The sequence below is a fragment of the Rhizorhabdus sp. P4_G6 genome (genome assembly GCF_056401045.1).
This window is the reverse complement of sequence record NZ_JBFUKC010000022.1, coordinates 1-14,816: the sequence shown is the minus strand read 5'-3', so window position 1 is coordinate 14,816 and position 14,816 is coordinate 1. Positions and strand designations below refer to the sequence as shown.

Below are 14,816 nucleotides of genomic sequence, written 5' to 3'. Positions count from 1 at the left end.
GATTACGGCCCTGCCAGCGCCGCCAGCGCCGCCGTGATATGCGCGCGGCTGTCGCTGTCGCGGGTGATCTCGAGCATCGCGCTCAGGCTGCCGCGCGCGTCCTCGATCCGCCTTTCCGATAGCTGTAGCCGGGCAAGATCCCACCAGCCCTGTCCGTTCGACGGGGCTACCTCGACCATCCGGCCATAGATGACGAGCGCCCGTCGGGTGTCGCCGTCGCGCTCGGCGCGGGTCGCCTGGTTGAGCAGCAGTCGCACCAGCACGCCGCGGTTCGTCATCGACGCCAGATGCGTCTGACCCACGGGCGCCTCCGGGCCGAGCATCCGGCGGATCATGTTCATCAGCGCGATCGGCGTTACCGTCGCGCCTCGATGAAATGGGTCGATGACCACCGAATCTTCCGGAGCGCCGATCCGCACCAGGACATGCCCCGGCGTGTTCAGCGCGTCCGCATCCCATCCCAGCCGCCGCGCCATTGCAACGTAGAGGATCGACAAGCTGACAGGCAGGCCCTTCCTGCGGTCGAGCACGCGGATCATGTCTGCATTGAGCGGCGCGTCATAGGTCTGGATGTCGCCGCAGAGGTCATGCCGTCCGCCGAGAATGGCGGCCAGGATCTCCGCCTGCTTGACACCCGTATCGCAATTTTCGCGTGCGGCCGCCTCCCGCACGTCCGCTTCGATGGCAGCGAGCATCGTGACATAGGCATCGAGATCGACGCCGGCATGGTCGAGCGCGCTCAATTCGAGCGCAGCGATGTCGAGCGCGATATCCTCGTCGTCGAGCAGGCCGAGATGGGCGATGGAAGCAATCATATCGTGAGATTAGCCCTCTGCGCGGTGAATGAACAGGAATTGACGTGGTCCGATCGCCTAACGGCCGACTCCACATCGCGCTCCGTCGTCTCCGCGCAACCTGGTCGCGAGGAGTGCTCCACCGAAAAATCGTACGATTATGAGCCTCTAGGTAGAAAAGCCGGTTTGAGGCTTAACGCGGCTGCGTTAAGCTCTGCTATCGGGCGCGCCTGCCCGACCGTTGACGAACCTGTCTGCTCAATGGGCCGCTTGGCTCCCTTGGCAACGAACGGCTCCAGAAACGTGGGGCTTAGGAACGTAGTCGAGGAGCGGGAGTTTTATTTTGATGAGTCGTAACGAGGAACAGCCGGCGCTGCCGAAGCTGATTGTCGGTATTGGCGCCTCCGCGGGCGGTCTCGAGGCCTTCAGGACATTTTTCGCGCACCTGCCGCCAGATAGCGGGATGGCGTTCGTCCTGGTGCAGCACCTCTCTCCCGATCATGAAAGCATGCTGGCGGAAATATTGGCGAGGGCCGCACCGATTCCGGTAGTCGAAGCCGAGCACGGCCTGCCGTTGGAGCCCAACCGGGTTCATGTCATTCCGCCGGATGCCACCCTGACCATCGAAAACGGCCACCTTGTCGTCGTCAAACCCGCGCCGCCCAGGGCGACCCGTCGACCGATCGACAGCTTCTTCGCCTCGCTGGCGCAGGATCAGGGCGATAACGCCGTCTCGATCGTCTTGTCGGGCGTGGGCAGCGACGGATCGGTCGGCCTTGCCGCCGTCAAGGAGTCCGGCGGCCTGACCATCGCGCAGGCCGGGTTCGATCATCACGCCATGGCGGGCATGCCGCACAGCGCGACAGCGACCGGCCTGGTCGATTATGTGCTGCCGGTCGAAGAGATGCCGGCCAAGCTGATCGAGTATCGCGATCATCTGGCGCTCGTGGCCGACCGCAAGGACGACGACGGCACGCGGACCGATGCCGCAGAGCACCGCGCGACCGTATTATCCATCCTGCGCGCCAAGACGGGGCATGACTTCGCGAATTACAAGACCAAGACGGTCACCCGACGCATTCAGCGCCGCATGCAGGTGCTGCAGGCAGACACCGTTCCCGCTTATATCAAGCATCTGCGGGACGACCCGGCGGAGCCGGAGATGCTTTTCCGGGATCTCCTCATCGGCGTCACCGAATTCTTCCGTGACCCCGAGGCATTCCAGGGCCTTGCCGCCGCGATCGAAGCCATGCTGCAACGCGGCGGAGCGAGGCAGTCCTTCCGAATCTGGGTACCGGCCTGTTCGACCGGAGAGGAAGTTTACAGCCTCGCCATTACCATCAGAGAACTGATCGATGCGCACGGCGCCAATCCGGACGTGCAGATTTTCGGCACGGACATCGACGACCACGCGATCGAGTTCGCGCGGGCGGCGCGCTACCAGCGCATTACCGGGATTTCACCCGAGCGGCTGAAGCGCTGGTTCTTGGAGGAGGAGGGCGCATATTTCCCGATACGGCAGATCCGCGGGATGTGTGTCTTCTCGGTCCACAACGTGACGAAGGATCCGCCTTTCTCCAGGCTCGATCTCATTTCCTGCCGCAACCTGATGATCTACATGGACAGCGAGCTCCAGGATCGCGTGTTACGGACATTCCACTATGCCCTGAAGGCCGACGGTCTCCTGTTCCTCGGATTGTCCGAGGGTGTCAGCGGGCACGCCAAGCTGTTCGCGCACCAGGACAAAGCCGCTCATATTTACCAGAAGCGCAACGGAGACGCGGCGTTCCCCGCGATGCCCATACCCACACTCGACCCGGCCGCGCCTGATCGGCTTGCGGGTAAGTCGGGCCGCACAGGCGGCGACCGCATCGATCGCGGCGTCCGTGCCGCGCTGGCCAAATACTCGCCCGTTTTCCTGGTGGTCGATCGCAACCACAATATCGTGCGCTACTCCGGCGGGGAGGCCGCTCGGTATCTGGAGCCAGCCGCCGGCGCCGCGAGCCTCAGTCTCCAGTCCAATTTGAGGAAAAGCCTGCGGCTCGTTGTCCGCACGGCACTCCAGACCGTGGTCAAGACCGGGGAGGGAGTGGTCGTCGACAATGTGCCCGTCCTGATTGACGGCCAGCAACGCCTGCTGAGCGTCATCGTCGAGCCGGTGGAGGACGCGGGCAGCGATGGCCTGCACGTCATAGCCTTCCAGGACATGCGCACGAGCGCCCAGGAGCCGCCGCAGCCGGGGGACGGAGGCATCCGCAGTCCGGCGGCCCTCGCCGCCGAGCAGGAGCTTCGAACGACTCGAGCGCAGTTGCAGGCGACGATCGCCGATCTCGAAACCGCGAACGAGGAGATGAAATCCAGCGCGGAGGAATATCAGTCGGTCAACGAGGAGCTGCAATCGACCAATGAGGAGCTGCAAACCTCGAAGGAGGAGATGCAGTCGATCAATGAGGAGCTGCAGACGGTCAACGCCGAGATGATGGCGAAGAACGACCTGCTCTCCAACCTCAACAGCGACCTGCAGAACCTGCTCAACAGCACCCAGATCGCGACGATATTTCTCGACGAAGACCTGCGAATCAGGAATTTCACGCCCGGCATGTCGGAGATCTTCAGCCTCAGGGAAAGCGACCGGGGCCGGCCGCTGACGGATATCGTCAGCCTCCTCGCCTATGACGACTTGCGGCGCGACACCGCCAGGGTGTTGCGCGAACTGACCGTGCTCGAACGCGAGCTCGAACTGCACGATCGCGGCGCGTCGTTCGTCATGCGCATCCGCCCCTATCGCAGCGTCGAACGGGTGATCGACGGCGTCGTCATCACCTTTGTCGACGTGACCGACCGCAGGAAGGCCGAGCGCGCCCGGAGCGTCAGCGAGCGCCGCTTTGCCGCGATCGTCAACCAGGCGGCGGTGGGCATCACCGAGACAGACCTTTCCGGCAGGTTCCTGATGACCAACGCCGCTTATCAGCGAACGGTCGACCGTACCGGCGAAGAGTTGCTGCGGCTGCGTCGGCGTGAGATCGTTCATCCAGACGATGTCGATGCCCTCATGGCCAAGTTCGACCAGGCGGCGAGCGATGGAGAGATTTTCGAGGCGGAGTACCGCCTCGTGCGGCCGGACGACACGCCCATATGGGTGCAAGCCAGCGTTGCGATAATCGCAGACGACGAGGGGCGCACCAGCGGCTTCATCACCGTCACATTGGAGATCGAAGAACGCAAACGCGCCGAGGCGCAGGCCGAACTGCTGTTGGGCGAGCTCGACCACCGGGTGAAGAATATCCTGGCGATCGTGTCCTCGATCGTAGCCCAGACACTTCGCGCGGATCTTTCTCCGGAAGAGTTTGCGACAACGATCGAAGGCCGGATCGCGGCGATCACCCGCGCGCACAGTAGCCTAACAAGTCACGGTGCAGGGGGCCCCGGCACCCTGCGCAACCTCATCAATACCGAACTCGCGCCCTATCGCGGTCGAGACCTGCAGATCGAGGGTCCTGAGCTGGTGCTCACCCCCAAGGCGGGGCTGTCCGTGGCGATGGCGATCCACGAGCTGGCCAGCAACGCGGTGAAATATGGGTCGTTGTCCGATCCCAATGGCCAACTCGCGGTCAAATGGGTGGTGACGGACGGTTCCGATCGCCGGCTGAAATTGAGCTGGACAGAGACAGGTGGCCCGCCCGTGGCCGGCGTACCTTCGAAGAGGGGTTTCGGCTCGACAGTGATCGAGCGTTCACTGAGTTACGAATTTGACGCCGACGTTGCTCGGGATTTTGCGCCGAGCGGTGTGATCTGCACGATCGACCTGGCGTTCACGCCGGAGGTGGGCGAACTCCGCCCCTCATCGCAAAGGGCGGTTGATGGCTAGGCGCATCGCCGAAGGCTGCCGGGTCCTCGTCGTCGAAGACGAGATGTTCATCGTGCTGGCGATCGAAGACGCGCTGTTCGACCTCGGCGTAGAGGTGATCGGCCCGGCGGCCCGCCTCGACGCCGCAGTACGGCTTGCCCGGGAACCATATATCGACGCCGCCATCCTGGACGTCAACATCCGGGGCGGAACCTCCTATCCCATCGCGGACATCCTGGCGGAGCGCGGAATCCCGTTCCTGTTTTGCAGCGGCTATAGCGAATGGGCGCTCGAAGAACGGCATCGCGATCGCCCCCGCCTGACCAAGCCCTACAGCGCGAAGGAACTGGAAACCGGGGTATTGGATTTGTTAGGCGCGCCTCCCCGCTGATCTCCCGAAAACCCACTGGGAGTTGCGCCGTGCGCAAGGACGGCATCACACGCGCAACCGGAGAAACGTCATGTCCACGCGGGAGATCATCGCAATCGGCGGCTCGGCGGGATCGATCGAAGTTATCCGCCGGATCTGCCGCGAACTGCCCGCGGACCTGCAGGCCTCGCTCTTTATCGCGGTTCACGTCGGTGCCCTCGGCCAGAATCACCTGGCCACCATATTGGACAGCGGCGGCCCACTTCCGGCAAGCACGGCGACCGATGGCGAAGCCGTCGAGCGCGGCCACATCTATGTGGCGCCGGCCGACCATCATCTGGTGATCGATGACCGCACCGTGCGCCTGGGTCGCGGGCCGCGCGAAAACATGTCGCGACCAGCGATCGATCCGCTGTTTCGGTCGGCTGGCATGAGTGCCGGACCCCGGGCGGTCGGCATACTCCTCTCCGGAATGCTGAACGATGGCGCCTCAGGACTGGCGGACCTCAAGCGCTGCGGTGGGGTGACCGTCGTCCAGAGCCCGCTCGATGCCGCCGAAAGCGAGATGCCGAGAACGGCGCTCCTCGCAAGCGACATCGACTATCGGGCACCTGCCAGCGCCCTTGCCGATCTCATCGGACGACTGATGCGGGAAGAACCCGGACCAGACATCATCCCACCGCCCAGCGTGGCGATCGAGGTTGCGATCGCGCTGGGGCGGCCTTCCGATAGCAAGACCATAGCCGAGATAGCTGATCCGGCTCCGCTAACATGTCCCGGCTGCGGGGGCACATTGTCGCAGATCAGACGCTCTCCGTTACGCTTTCGCTGCCAGGTCGGGCACGCCTACACTGCCGAGGCGCTGGCTCATGAGCAGGAAAGCTCGGTCGACGAGTCCTTTCGCATCGCCCTCCGCGTCATCGGCGAACGCGTGGTTCTGATGGAAAAATTGGGGCTGGACGCGCTGCGGGCAGGACGAACCGCCGCAGCCGCATCCTTTGAGGAGCGTGCTGAAGAATATCGTCGTTCCGCCGCAGTGCTGATGGAAGCCGCGCTCAAAAGATAGCGAACTCGTCGGCCAGCATGTGCGCCGACGGCGTTGCCTCACCAAGCTTCGGGTGTGAGAAAACGGCTTCGAATGCTTTCGCACGAAACTGGCTGGGGCGGCAGGATTCGAACCTGCGGATGGCGGCACCAAAAGCCGCTGCCTTACCACTTGGCGACGCCCCAGCATCGCGGTGAGGGCGCTCTTATAGGGATCGCGGCGGGGATGGGAAGCCTCGAAGATCGGTTTTCCAAAGGCTGCTTACCCTCTAAGGTAGGACCATGACGATCCTGGTCACCGGCGCTGCCGGCTTCATCGGCATGCACTGCACCCTCCGCCTGCTCGCGCGCGGCGAGGCGGTGGTCGGCATCGATAATCTCAATGATTATTATCCGGTCCAGCTCAAGCGGGACCGGATCGCCCAGGCCGAGGCAGCGGGTGGCGACTATCGGTTCATACGCTGCGATTTCGCCGATCATGAGGCGCTGGAGGCAGCGCTGGACGGCGTGGCGTTCGACCGAATCATCCATCTCGGCGCGCAGGCCGGGGTGCGCTATTCGCTCGAAAATCCGCGTGCCTATGCGCAGAGCAATCTCGTCGGCCATCTCAACATGCTCGAACTGGCGCGCAGCCGCGGGCTGGCCCATCTCGTCTATGCATCCTCCTCGTCGGTCTATGGCGGCAATGACAGCCTGCCCTTCCGGGTCGAAGACCGGGTCGATCATCCACTATCGCTCTATGCCGCCACGAAGAAGGCGGACGAGCTGATGAGCGAGACCTATGCCCATCTTTATCGCCTGCCGCAGACTGGCCTGCGCTTCTTCACCGTCTATGGGCCGTGGGGCCGACCGGACATGGCGTTGTGGCTGTTCACCGACGCGATCTTGCGGGATCGGCCGATCGCCGTGTTCAATGGCGGCGAGATGCGGCGCGACTTCACCTATATCGACGACATCGTCAGCGGCGTGATCGCCGCGCTCGATCATCCGCCCGCCGATGACGGCCGTGAAAAGGCAGGCGGCAGCCGCTCGCCGCATGCGGTCTATAACATCGGCAATCATCGCTCCGAGGAGCTGACCCAGCTGATCGCGCTGATCGAGGAAGCCTGCGGCAAAACCGCGGTCAAGCAGATGAAGCCGATGCAGCCGGGCGACGTGCGCGAGACCTTCGCGGATATCAGCGCGATCGAACGCGACCTTGGCTTCCACCCCACGACGAGCATAGCCGAAGGCGTCCCGCGCTTCGTCAGCTGGTTCCGTGGCTATCATGGGATTTAGCGCCGTGGGATCGGATAGGACGTGTCGGTGGCTGATCCCGGGCATTGCGCTGCTGGCACTGGCCGCTTGCAGCAAGCCGGAGCCGAAGCCGGCCGAGCAGGACGTGAGCGGCGGGCCGCAGATCGCCACCAGCATCGACGATTACGCCCTGCCGGTGGACCGTTCGGCAGAGATAACCGCGATCGATGCCGCGACCGGTGATGCGGCGGGAATGCCCAAAGATGGTGGCCCAGTCATCGTCATGCCGAAACCGGAAGCGCAATCATCCGTTGGAGCCGCAGCCGCGCCGATCATCGCGGCCCCCGCGCCCACGACGGCCGCACCTCTGGTAACGCCACCTGCGCCGCCACCGGCCGCACCTGCTGCGGGCGACTGATCCGACGAGAAAAGGCCGAGCATCATGGATGACGACGATCTGAAGGCCCGCGCGATCGCGCTCCACGATCGTTTCACCCATGGAACGCAGGATCGCCGCAGCTTCATGGCCGATATGACGAGGCTGGCGGGGAGCGCCGCGGCGGCACAGCTGCTTGCCGCCTCGATTGCCGCCGATCCGGCCGCCGCTACGATGATCGCGGAAGACGACAAGCGGGTGACCGCCAGGATGGTGCACTGGAAGGGCGCAAACGGGCACCAGCTGTTCGGCTATATGGCCATTCCGAGGAAGCACGCGAAGAAGCCGGCGGCGGTGCTGGTAATCCACGAAAACCGCGGGCTGCAGCCTTATACGCGGGATGTCGCACGGCGCTTGGCGATTGCTGGATTCGTCGGCCTGGCGATCGACTTCCTTGCGCCGCATGGCGGTACGCCCGCCGACGAGGACAAGGCCCGCCAGATGATCGGCGCGCTGGACCTCGGCGCAGCCACCGCCGATGGCGTCGCCACGCTCGATTGGCTGTCGACGCAAAAGCTGCTGAGCGGCAAGGTCGGCGTGGTCGGCTTCTGCTGGGGCGGCGCAATGGCGGACCGGCTCGCCGTGAATGCGGGCACGGCGCTGACGGCGGCCTGCGCCTTCTACGGCCCTCCCCCTCCGCCGGCCGACGCTGCCAGGGTGAAGGCGGCCATGCTGCTGCATTATGCGGGCACCGACGACCGGGTGAATGCTGGCGCAGGCCCGTGGGTCGATGCCCTCAGGGCGGCGCAGGTCGATGTCCGTCGGTTCGACTATCCGGGTACCCAGCACGCCTTTCACAATGACAGCTCCGCCGCACGCTATGATGCCCAGGCGGCGAACCTCTCCTGGGACCGGACGATCGCATTTTTCAAGGAGAAGCTGACATGAGCGACGAGGTCATCTTTTATCACAACCCCCGCTCACGGGCACAGATGGCGCACTGGATGCTGGAGGAGGTCGGCGCGCCCTATCGCATCGTCCCGATCGATTTCGAGAAGGGTGAGAACCGCACCCCCGAGTTCCTGGCGATCAACCCGATGGGCAAGCTGCCGACGATCGTCCACCGTGGCGTCACCGTCACCGAAACAGCGGCGATCATTGGCTATCTTGCCGATGCCTTTCCAGCCGCGGGGCTCGCACCGGCGCTCGACGATCCGGCGAGGGGCACCTGGTTCCGCTGGCTGGTGTTCGGTGCCAGCGCGTTCGAGCCGGCGCTGCTCGACACCATGATGAAACGGCCGGAGGCACAACGGGCTAGCGTAGGCTATGGCAGCTATGACGATGTGCTGGGGGCGCTCGAAACGATGCTGGAGCCGGGGCCGTGGATCCTCGGCGAAAGGTTCAGCGCCGCCGACGTCTATGTGGGGGCCGAACTGGCCTGGGCGGCCTCCTTCGGCGCGCCCGGCATCGCCGAGCGTCCCAAGCTGACCGGCTATATCGAGCGTGCCAAGGCTCGCCCCGCCTATCAGCGGACGATCAGCGCCTGAATTTCCAGGCGAGCCGGAAGATGCGCGGCCCGTCGATCAGGTAGCGGCGCCAAAGCCGCCTTGGATTGCCGAGCAGCCGGTGCAGCCATTCGAGCGACAGCCGTTGCATCCAGCGCGGCGCGCGTGTTGTCCGCCCGGTCAGGAAGTCGATTGCGGCGCCGATGCACAATGCGGTGCCGCGTGCGTCCGGCAATGCCTTGATAGCGGCGGCGATCAGTTCCTGCTGGGGCGAGCCGACGGCGATCAGGATGAAGCGGGCACCGCTGTCGACCGCGATGCGCGCCGCAGCATCGCGGGCGGCCGCATCGCTGCGCAAGCCCATCGGAGGCACATGCTGCACGACCTCGACACCCCGCCTGAGCGCCGCCAATGTTTCGGCGTCGCCGGGATGGCCTCCGATCACGCAGACCCGGTCGCCGGGCGCTGCGACATCGGCGAACAGTCGCCGGGTCAGGTCGCTACCTGGCACAACCGACAGCCTTATGCCCTGGAGCGAAGCTAGCAGCGACAGCACCCTGCTGTCGCATAGCCGCCACGCCGCGTGGCGATATGCACGCCGCTCCTCGCTGTCGCGGCCGAGCTTGGAAAGCCGCACCACATGATCGACATTGGGGGTGACGAGGTAGGCGAAGCCATCGGCAGCGGTACGTTCGCGCAGCAATTCCACCACCGCCGCTTCGTCGAGCTGTTCGAAGCTCAGGCCCAGATAGTCCATGCGCACCCCACCCCGATCACCTTAGCGGACACCGGGCAAAGAAAAAGGCCCGGCGTTTCCACCGGGCCCCGAAAGGTTGCGATCAGGCTTCGCTCAGCGGCGATCACCCATGAAGCGCAGCAGGAACATGAACATGTTGATGAAGTCGAGGTATAGCGTCAGCGCGCCCATCACCACCGACTTGCCGACGAAGTCGGTTCCCGACACATAGTTGTACATGCTCTTGATTTTCTGCGTGTCGTAGGCGGTAAGACCCGCGAACAGCAGAACGCCGACGCCGCTGATGACCAGATCCATGATCGGCGAGCGCAGGAATAGGTTGATCAGCATTGCGACGAGCAGGCCGACAACGCCCATGATCAGGAACGTGCCGAATGCCGACAGGTCCTTCTTGGTCGTGTAGCCGAACAGGCTCAGACCGGCGAAGGCCGCTGCCGATGCGAAGAAGGTCTGGGCAATCGACGTTCCGGTATAGACCAGGAAGATCGACGCCATCGACAGGCCCATAGCGACCGCGAAGCCCCAAAACAGCGCCTGCGTAGCGAAGGTCGACAGCCGGTTGATGCCGAAGTTGAGCACCAGCACGAAGCCGAGCGGTGCCAGCATGACGACATATTTCAGCAGCCCCGGGCCGCCGAGGATCTGTAGAGCCAGTCCGGAACTGGCGAAGAGCAGCGCAACCACGCCGGTCAGCAGCACGCCCGATGCCATATAATTGTAGATCGAGAGCATGTAGGACCGCAGCCCAGCATCGAAAGCCGCCTCGGCCACACCGGCCCTTGTCGCGGCGGGCGCGGCAGTCGCTCGGGGGTCAGACCAGTTTGCCATGATGTAAAACTCTCCACTGAAAGCGGCGGGATGCCGCTCACGGAACAATATCGGCCCAACCCAAAGCTTTTTCAAGCGGATCACACGTTAAACAGCGGCGAAGGCCCTTGCGTTACCGTCTCACCTGGGGCGACAAGAGGCGATGCATCGGCTTTTCGTTGCCCTGCGCCCGCCGCGGTCGATCCGTGATGCGCTGCTTGCCGCAATGGGCGGAATTCCGGGCGCTCGCTGGCAGAGCGACGACCAGCTCCACCTGACGCTGCGTTTCATCGGCGATGTCGATCGCCATGTTGCCGAGGATATAGCCGCAGTGCTCGGCTCGGTTGCCCATCCTGCGATCACCGCCCGGCTGGACGGCATAGGCTGCTTCGATCGGCGCGGGCGTATCGATACGATCTGGGCTGGCATGACGCCGCGGGATCCGTTCCGCTCGCTCAACGTCGCGGTGACAGGTGCGCTGATCCGCGCCGGCGTAGCGCCGGAAAACCGGGCCTATATCCCTCACATCACCATCGCGCGCTTCTCGCGCGGTTCGGAACCGCCACTGCCGCTGCCGATGGACGACCTATGGCCTGCGCCGGTGGAAGCGCGGTTCGACCATTTCGTGCTGTACGAAAGCGAACTGGGCGCCGCTGGTGCGACCTATTCGGCCATAGCGCGCTACCCGCTAGGCTGAGCCGCCCGCTGCGCGCAGCCTTCTTGCCGGTCACTCAGCCGAAATCAGGGCGCCTTGACGATACCACAGGCCAGGCGCCCGCCTGCATTGCCGGTCGGATCCGTCTTGTAGTCGTCCTGGCCGGAATGGATGACGATCGCCGCTCCGTCGGTATCGAACAGCGGCTCGCTGCCGCCTTCCAGCGTCGCGCCCTTGATCACGGTGTCGAGCATGCCGGTGCCATCCGCGCCGACCGTCATGTTCGGCATGTCACCCATATGGGCCCCTGCCGGATTGTCATGGCCGTGCTGCTTCTTCCCCGGGTTCCAGTGGCCGCCAGCGCTGGTGAAGTCCGGACCGGTGCAGGTGCCGGTGGTGTGGACATGGACGGCATGGACGCCGGACGGCAGGCCGACACCCCTCACCTGCACATGAACGCCGTCCTTGGCCTGCATCAACATGGCTTGGCCCCGCGTCTGGCCCTGGGCATCGACGATGTCCGCCATGGCGTGTCCGACGGCAGCATATGCGTTGGCGGCAGCGAACAACACGGCTCCGGCTGCGATCAGGGACGCGCAAAAGGTGGATTTCGTCCGAGACATTTTCATCTCCTCTCAGGCTATTCGGCCGACGCAATCATGCCGCATCACCGGATGCGAATAAAGGCTCGAGCACAAAGAAAAGGGGCCGACCCGAAGGCCGGCCCCCATTCTGCCAGTCATCGAAAGATCGATGACCGAGCGGCTTACATGCCGGTGCCGAAAGTGATTTCGACGCGGCGGTTCTGCGGCTCGCGGACACCATCGGCGGTGTCGACCAGCGGACGGCTCTCGCCGAAGGCTTCGGTCGCAATCGCGCTGTCCGGAACACCCTTGCCAGCCAGGTAAGCCTTCACCGCGTCAGCACGACGCTGCGAGAGGCCGACATTGTACTGGTCGCTGCCCGACTTGTCGGCGTGACCAGCAAGCTGGACCCGCGCCTGGCCGGTCGTGGCATAGGCATTGGCTGCATTGTCGAGGATCGACGCTGCTTCCGCCGTGATGTCCGACTTATCCCAGTCGAAGAACACGATGAACGGACCCGGAGCTTCAGCCACCGGCGGGGGCGGAGGAGGCGGAGGGGGCGGAGGCGGCGGCGGGGGCGGCGGGGGCGGCGGGGGCGGCGGTGCAGCCGGTTCGCCCAGGTTGTAGACGAGGCTCAGCAGCAGGCTGTGCGAACGCCACCTGCCCTCATATTCCGCGCCGACGCGGTCAAAGGTCTTGACGTTGTTGACGTTGAAGAAGCGATACTTCAGGCCGACATCGATATTGGTCGTAACCGGATAACGGACACCGGCGATCGCCTGCCAGGCGAACTTGGAGTCGCTGTCGTTCAGGAAGTCGTTGCCCGAGACGTTGTAGCCCGAGAACTTGACGCGAGCGATACCGGCACCGCCGCCGACATAACCCGAGAAGCCTTCCTCGCCACCGAAGTCGAGCAGGCCGTTGGCCATGAAGCTGAGTGCGGTGTTCTTGCCCGACGCTTCCGGATAAACCCCGGGAGGTGCACCGACGCCGCCGATATCGGCAGGCGTACGCGAAGACGTCGTCGAGATGCTGCTAACGCGACTGCGCTTGTAGCCGACTTCGCCTTCCAGACGGAACATGCCGAAGTCATAGCCGACGATGCCGTCTACGTCCCAGCCGGTCTTGCTGTCGACCGTGGCCTGGCCGCCAGGCGACAGGGTCGATGGTCCGACGTCGAACTTCAGATCCTCAAGGATCATTCCGCCGCCTTCAACACCGATGTACCAGGCATTATCACGAGCAAAGGCCGGCGCTGCGAGCGCGGTCGAAGCGAGCGCTGCCAGGATGGCTAGCTTGCGCATATCATTCCCCTTTCCAACAAGTTCCGATACGGAACGTGTGTTTAACTAACCCATTCTTCCGGAGGCGCGCAAGCGGCTCCGTTTCTGGTGCGTACCGATGTGCATTGGAATTCCATTCCGGTAGTGCATCGGATTACCCAGACAGCCGCTAAACGACCGTTTCGGCAAAGGGTTGCCTGACGCTTGAAAAATATCACGACCGTTGGTGTATGTTGCACATATGCAACAGTTTACGCATCATTATTTCGCAAGGGGAACAAGAATTTCGTTGGGGTGCATCGTCCCCGGTTCGAGAGGCGAATTATAATAGGCGTGCTCCGCCACCCCGGCCGCTGATCTGCGTTGTGCCTTGATCCAGCGCTGGAGCTCCGCCGTTTTCGCGGCGAACAAGCGATCGGTGGGCTTGCCGGGGACCGCAATCACGGCCATTTCGCGCGGCGGGAGTTCATCGAGCAGAATGTCCGAACCGGGCGGTTCCATCTCGGCGCAATCCCGGCCCTCCGGCAACAGGAAGCGGATGCGCCAGGCGCCGCCTTCGATCGGCAGCGCCAGCACTGGCATCGTGATCGGGATCTCTTCGCCTTCACGCCCTTCGCCGAACATGTAGCTGGCCAGCAGGCCGAAACCGTTGCCGAGTGCCCGGTCGCGCGAGCCTTGCTGCACGGTTTCGATTACCGGAAGCGCCGGATATCGGCGGATCTCAAAAGCGCCGTCGGTCAGCACGCGTTCGTAAGGCGGCGATTTGGCGGCCCGTTGCCTGAGATAGATATAGGCCGCACCGGCGGCGGCGGCCGTCGCCACGCCCGCCAGTATCTTGCCCCAACCGATCTTCGCCATGCGCGCGCACCTCCGCGCCGGCGGATAGCCCGCGCCCCGCCGAATTGCCAGTTATTCGCGGTCATCCGCGATCGAAGCGGGCCGGCTTACATGATTGCCAGCATCCGCAAGCGGGCGCATCATCCTGCCATTCCATAATTTTCGCGGGATCATCATGTCCAAAACCACCGAAGCAGACCTCAGCGGCACCACGCCGCGCCGTCGCCCGAAGCCGGAGATTCTTGAGGTCGGCGGCCGCCGCCTGAAACCATCCACGCTCATGATGGGACATGGCTATGATCCGGCGCTGTCCGAGGGCGCTCTGAAGCCGCCGATCTTCCTCACCTCCACCTTCGTGTTCGAGAGCGCCGCGGCCGGAAAGCGCCATTTCGAAGGTGTCACGGGCAAGCGGCCCGGCGGCGCGGAGGGCCTCGTCTACTCGCGATTCAACGGGCCCGACCAGGAAATATTGGAGGATCGCCTGGGCATCTGGGAAGATGCCGAAGATGCGCTCAGCTTCTCCAGCGGCATGTCGGCGATCGCAACGCTGATGCTGGCGCTGGTCCGACCCGGCGACGTGATCGTCCACTCGTCGCCGCTCTACGCTGCGACCGAAACGCTGATCGCGCGGATACTCGGACGCTTCGGGGTGTCCTGGCTCGATTTCCCGGCCGGCGCCACCGTCGAGGAAATCGGGGCTGTGCTCGCAGCAGCCAAGGCC

Annotated in this window: 15 protein-coding genes and 1 tRNA gene; 9 read left to right on the top strand and 7 right to left on the bottom strand. The window is 64.1% G+C overall.

The window, feature by feature from the left end; genetic code table 11:
• Positions 1 to 2: 2 nt before the first annotated feature.
• A complete protein-coding gene (locus AC1DPF_RS16585) occupies positions 3 to 815 on the bottom strand; it encodes a SirB1 family protein (protein WP_477870334.1) in 813 nt (270 codons plus the stop codon).
• A gap of 325 nt (positions 816 to 1,140) precedes the next feature.
• Here AC1DPF_RS16585 and AC1DPF_RS16580 point away from each other — a divergent pair, with 325 nt between their 5' ends.
• The 3 genes from AC1DPF_RS16580 to AC1DPF_RS16570 all read left to right on the top strand — a co-directional run bounded on the left by AC1DPF_RS16580 (position 1,141) and on the right by AC1DPF_RS16570 (position 6,077).
• The gene (locus tag AC1DPF_RS16580) at positions 1,141 to 4,662 is read left to right on the top strand and encodes a chemotaxis protein CheB (RefSeq protein ID WP_477962427.1); all 3,522 of its coding nucleotides are present in this window, start codon (positions 1,141 to 1,143) and stop codon (positions 4,660 to 4,662) included.
• 43 nt (positions 4,663 to 4,705) lie between these two features.
• Positions 4,706 to 5,032: a response regulator gene (locus AC1DPF_RS16575; RefSeq protein ID WP_477870330.1), complete on the top strand. Its 327-nt coding sequence runs from the start codon at positions 4,706 to 4,708 to the stop codon at positions 5,030 to 5,032.
• A gap of 70 nt (positions 5,033 to 5,102) precedes the next feature.
• Complete coding sequence (locus tag AC1DPF_RS16570) at positions 5,103 to 6,077, top strand: chemotaxis protein CheB (RefSeq protein ID WP_477962425.1); 975 nt, start codon at positions 5,103 to 5,105, stop codon at positions 6,075 to 6,077.
• Positions 6,078 to 6,166: 89 nt separating this feature from the next.
• On the opposite strand, the gene AC1DPF_RS16565 is transcribed toward AC1DPF_RS16570, so the two are convergent.
• A tRNA-Gln gene (locus tag AC1DPF_RS16565) sits at positions 6,167 to 6,241 on the bottom strand.
• A 96-nt stretch (positions 6,242 to 6,337) separates the two neighbouring features.
• On the opposite strand from AC1DPF_RS16565, the gene AC1DPF_RS16560 reads away from it, so the two are divergent.
• From AC1DPF_RS16560 to AC1DPF_RS16545, 4 genes are read left to right on the top strand one after another with little or no spacing between them, the layout of a single operon-like run.
• Positions 6,338 to 7,333: a GDP-mannose 4,6-dehydratase gene (locus tag AC1DPF_RS16560; protein WP_477870283.1), complete on the top strand. Its 996-nt coding sequence runs from the start codon at positions 6,338 to 6,340 to the stop codon at positions 7,331 to 7,333.
• Between the two features lie 4 nt (positions 7,334 to 7,337).
• Positions 7,338 to 7,709, top strand: coding sequence for a hypothetical protein (locus AC1DPF_RS16555; RefSeq protein ID WP_477962424.1), 372 nt, complete (start codon positions 7,338 to 7,340; stop codon positions 7,707 to 7,709).
• Positions 7,710 to 7,733: 24 nt separating this feature from the next.
• The gene (locus AC1DPF_RS16550; protein WP_477870279.1) at positions 7,734 to 8,615 is read left to right on the top strand and encodes a dienelactone hydrolase family protein; all 882 of its coding nucleotides are present in this window, start codon (positions 7,734 to 7,736) and stop codon (positions 8,613 to 8,615) included.
• Complete coding sequence (locus tag AC1DPF_RS16545; protein WP_477962422.1) at positions 8,612 to 9,214, top strand: glutathione S-transferase family protein; 603 nt, start codon at positions 8,612 to 8,614, stop codon at positions 9,212 to 9,214. Before AC1DPF_RS16550 ends, AC1DPF_RS16545 begins: the two co-directional genes overlap by 4 nt.
• On the opposite strand, the gene AC1DPF_RS16540 is transcribed toward AC1DPF_RS16545, so the two are convergent.
• Both AC1DPF_RS16540 and AC1DPF_RS16535 read right to left on the bottom strand, forming a co-directional pair.
• The gene (locus tag AC1DPF_RS16540; protein WP_477870275.1) at positions 9,204 to 9,929 is read right to left on the bottom strand and encodes a WecB/TagA/CpsF family glycosyltransferase; all 726 of its coding nucleotides are present in this window, start codon (positions 9,927 to 9,929) and stop codon (positions 9,204 to 9,206) included. The two genes, AC1DPF_RS16545 and AC1DPF_RS16540, sit on opposite strands and share 11 nt — an antisense overlap.
• Before the next feature lie 93 nt (positions 9,930 to 10,022).
• Positions 10,023 to 10,757, bottom strand: a complete 735-nt coding sequence (locus AC1DPF_RS16535) for a Bax inhibitor-1/YccA family protein (RefSeq protein WP_477870273.1) — start codon at positions 10,755 to 10,757, stop codon at positions 10,023 to 10,025.
• A 142-nt stretch (positions 10,758 to 10,899) separates the two neighbouring features.
• Between AC1DPF_RS16535 and thpR the strand changes: the two genes are divergently transcribed.
• Positions 10,900 to 11,433, top strand: a complete 534-nt coding sequence (gene thpR, locus AC1DPF_RS16530) for an RNA 2',3'-cyclic phosphodiesterase (RefSeq protein ID WP_477870271.1) — start codon at positions 10,900 to 10,902, stop codon at positions 11,431 to 11,433.
• A gap of 44 nt (positions 11,434 to 11,477) precedes the next feature.
• Here thpR and AC1DPF_RS16525 read toward each other — a convergent pair whose 3' ends face one another.
• From AC1DPF_RS16525 to AC1DPF_RS16515, 3 genes are all read right to left on the bottom strand, one after another.
• Positions 11,478 to 12,014 carry a superoxide dismutase family protein gene (locus tag AC1DPF_RS16525; RefSeq protein ID WP_477870269.1) on the bottom strand — a complete coding sequence of 179 codons (537 nt, stop codon included), beginning with the start codon at positions 12,012 to 12,014 and terminating at the stop codon, positions 11,478 to 11,480.
• Positions 12,015 to 12,157: 143 nt separating this feature from the next.
• Entirely contained in the window at positions 12,158 to 13,279 is a 1,122-nt protein-coding gene (locus tag AC1DPF_RS16520) for an OmpA family protein (RefSeq protein ID WP_477962420.1), read from the bottom strand.
• 240 nt (positions 13,280 to 13,519) lie between these two features.
• Positions 13,520 to 14,116 carry an SOUL family heme-binding protein gene (locus AC1DPF_RS16515; protein ID WP_477870265.1) on the bottom strand — a complete coding sequence of 199 codons (597 nt, stop codon included), beginning with the start codon at positions 14,114 to 14,116 and terminating at the stop codon, positions 13,520 to 13,522.
• A gap of 154 nt (positions 14,117 to 14,270) precedes the next feature.
• Between AC1DPF_RS16515 and AC1DPF_RS16510 the strand changes: the two genes are divergently transcribed.
• Positions 14,271 to 14,816, top strand: a 546-nt coding sequence (locus tag AC1DPF_RS16510; RefSeq protein WP_477962418.1) for a PLP-dependent transferase, incomplete at its 3' end; no start/stop codon positions are given.

Bases quoted from the DNA above. Each gene is read 5' to 3' on its own strand.
- AC1DPF_RS16585 (WP_477870334.1), bottom strand. From the start codon at position 815: ATGATTGCTTCCATCGCCCATCTCGGCCTGCTCGACGACGAGGATATC.
- AC1DPF_RS16580 (WP_477962427.1), top strand. From the start codon at position 1,141: ATGAGTCGTAACGAGGAACAGCCGGCGCTGCCGAAGCTGATTGTCGGT.
- AC1DPF_RS16575 (WP_477870330.1), top strand. From the start codon at position 4,706: ATGTTCATCGTGCTGGCGATCGAAGACGCGCTGTTCGACCTCGGCGTA.
- AC1DPF_RS16570 (WP_477962425.1), top strand. From the start codon at position 5,103: ATGTCCACGCGGGAGATCATCGCAATCGGCGGCTCGGCGGGATCGATC.
- AC1DPF_RS16560 (WP_477870283.1), top strand. From the start codon at position 6,338: ATGACGATCCTGGTCACCGGCGCTGCCGGCTTCATCGGCATGCACTGC.
- AC1DPF_RS16550 (WP_477870279.1), top strand. From the start codon at position 7,734: ATGGATGACGACGATCTGAAGGCCCGCGCGATCGCGCTCCACGATCGT.
- AC1DPF_RS16545 (WP_477962422.1), top strand. From the start codon at position 8,612: ATGAGCGACGAGGTCATCTTTTATCACAACCCCCGCTCACGGGCACAG.
- AC1DPF_RS16540 (WP_477870275.1), bottom strand. From the start codon at position 9,929: ATGGACTATCTGGGCCTGAGCTTCGAACAGCTCGACGAAGCGGCGGTG.
- AC1DPF_RS16535 (WP_477870273.1), bottom strand. From the start codon at position 10,757: ATGGCAAACTGGTCTGACCCCCGAGCGACTGCCGCGCCCGCCGCGACA.
- thpR (WP_477870271.1), top strand. From the start codon at position 10,900: ATGCATCGGCTTTTCGTTGCCCTGCGCCCGCCGCGGTCGATCCGTGAT.
- AC1DPF_RS16525 (WP_477870269.1), bottom strand. From the start codon at position 12,014: ATGTCTCGGACGAAATCCACCTTTTGCGCGTCCCTGATCGCAGCCGGA.
- AC1DPF_RS16520 (WP_477962420.1), bottom strand. From the start codon at position 13,279: ATGCGCAAGCTAGCCATCCTGGCAGCGCTCGCTTCGACCGCGCTCGCA.
- AC1DPF_RS16515 (WP_477870265.1), bottom strand. From the start codon at position 14,116: ATGGCGAAGATCGGTTGGGGCAAGATACTGGCGGGCGTGGCGACGGCC.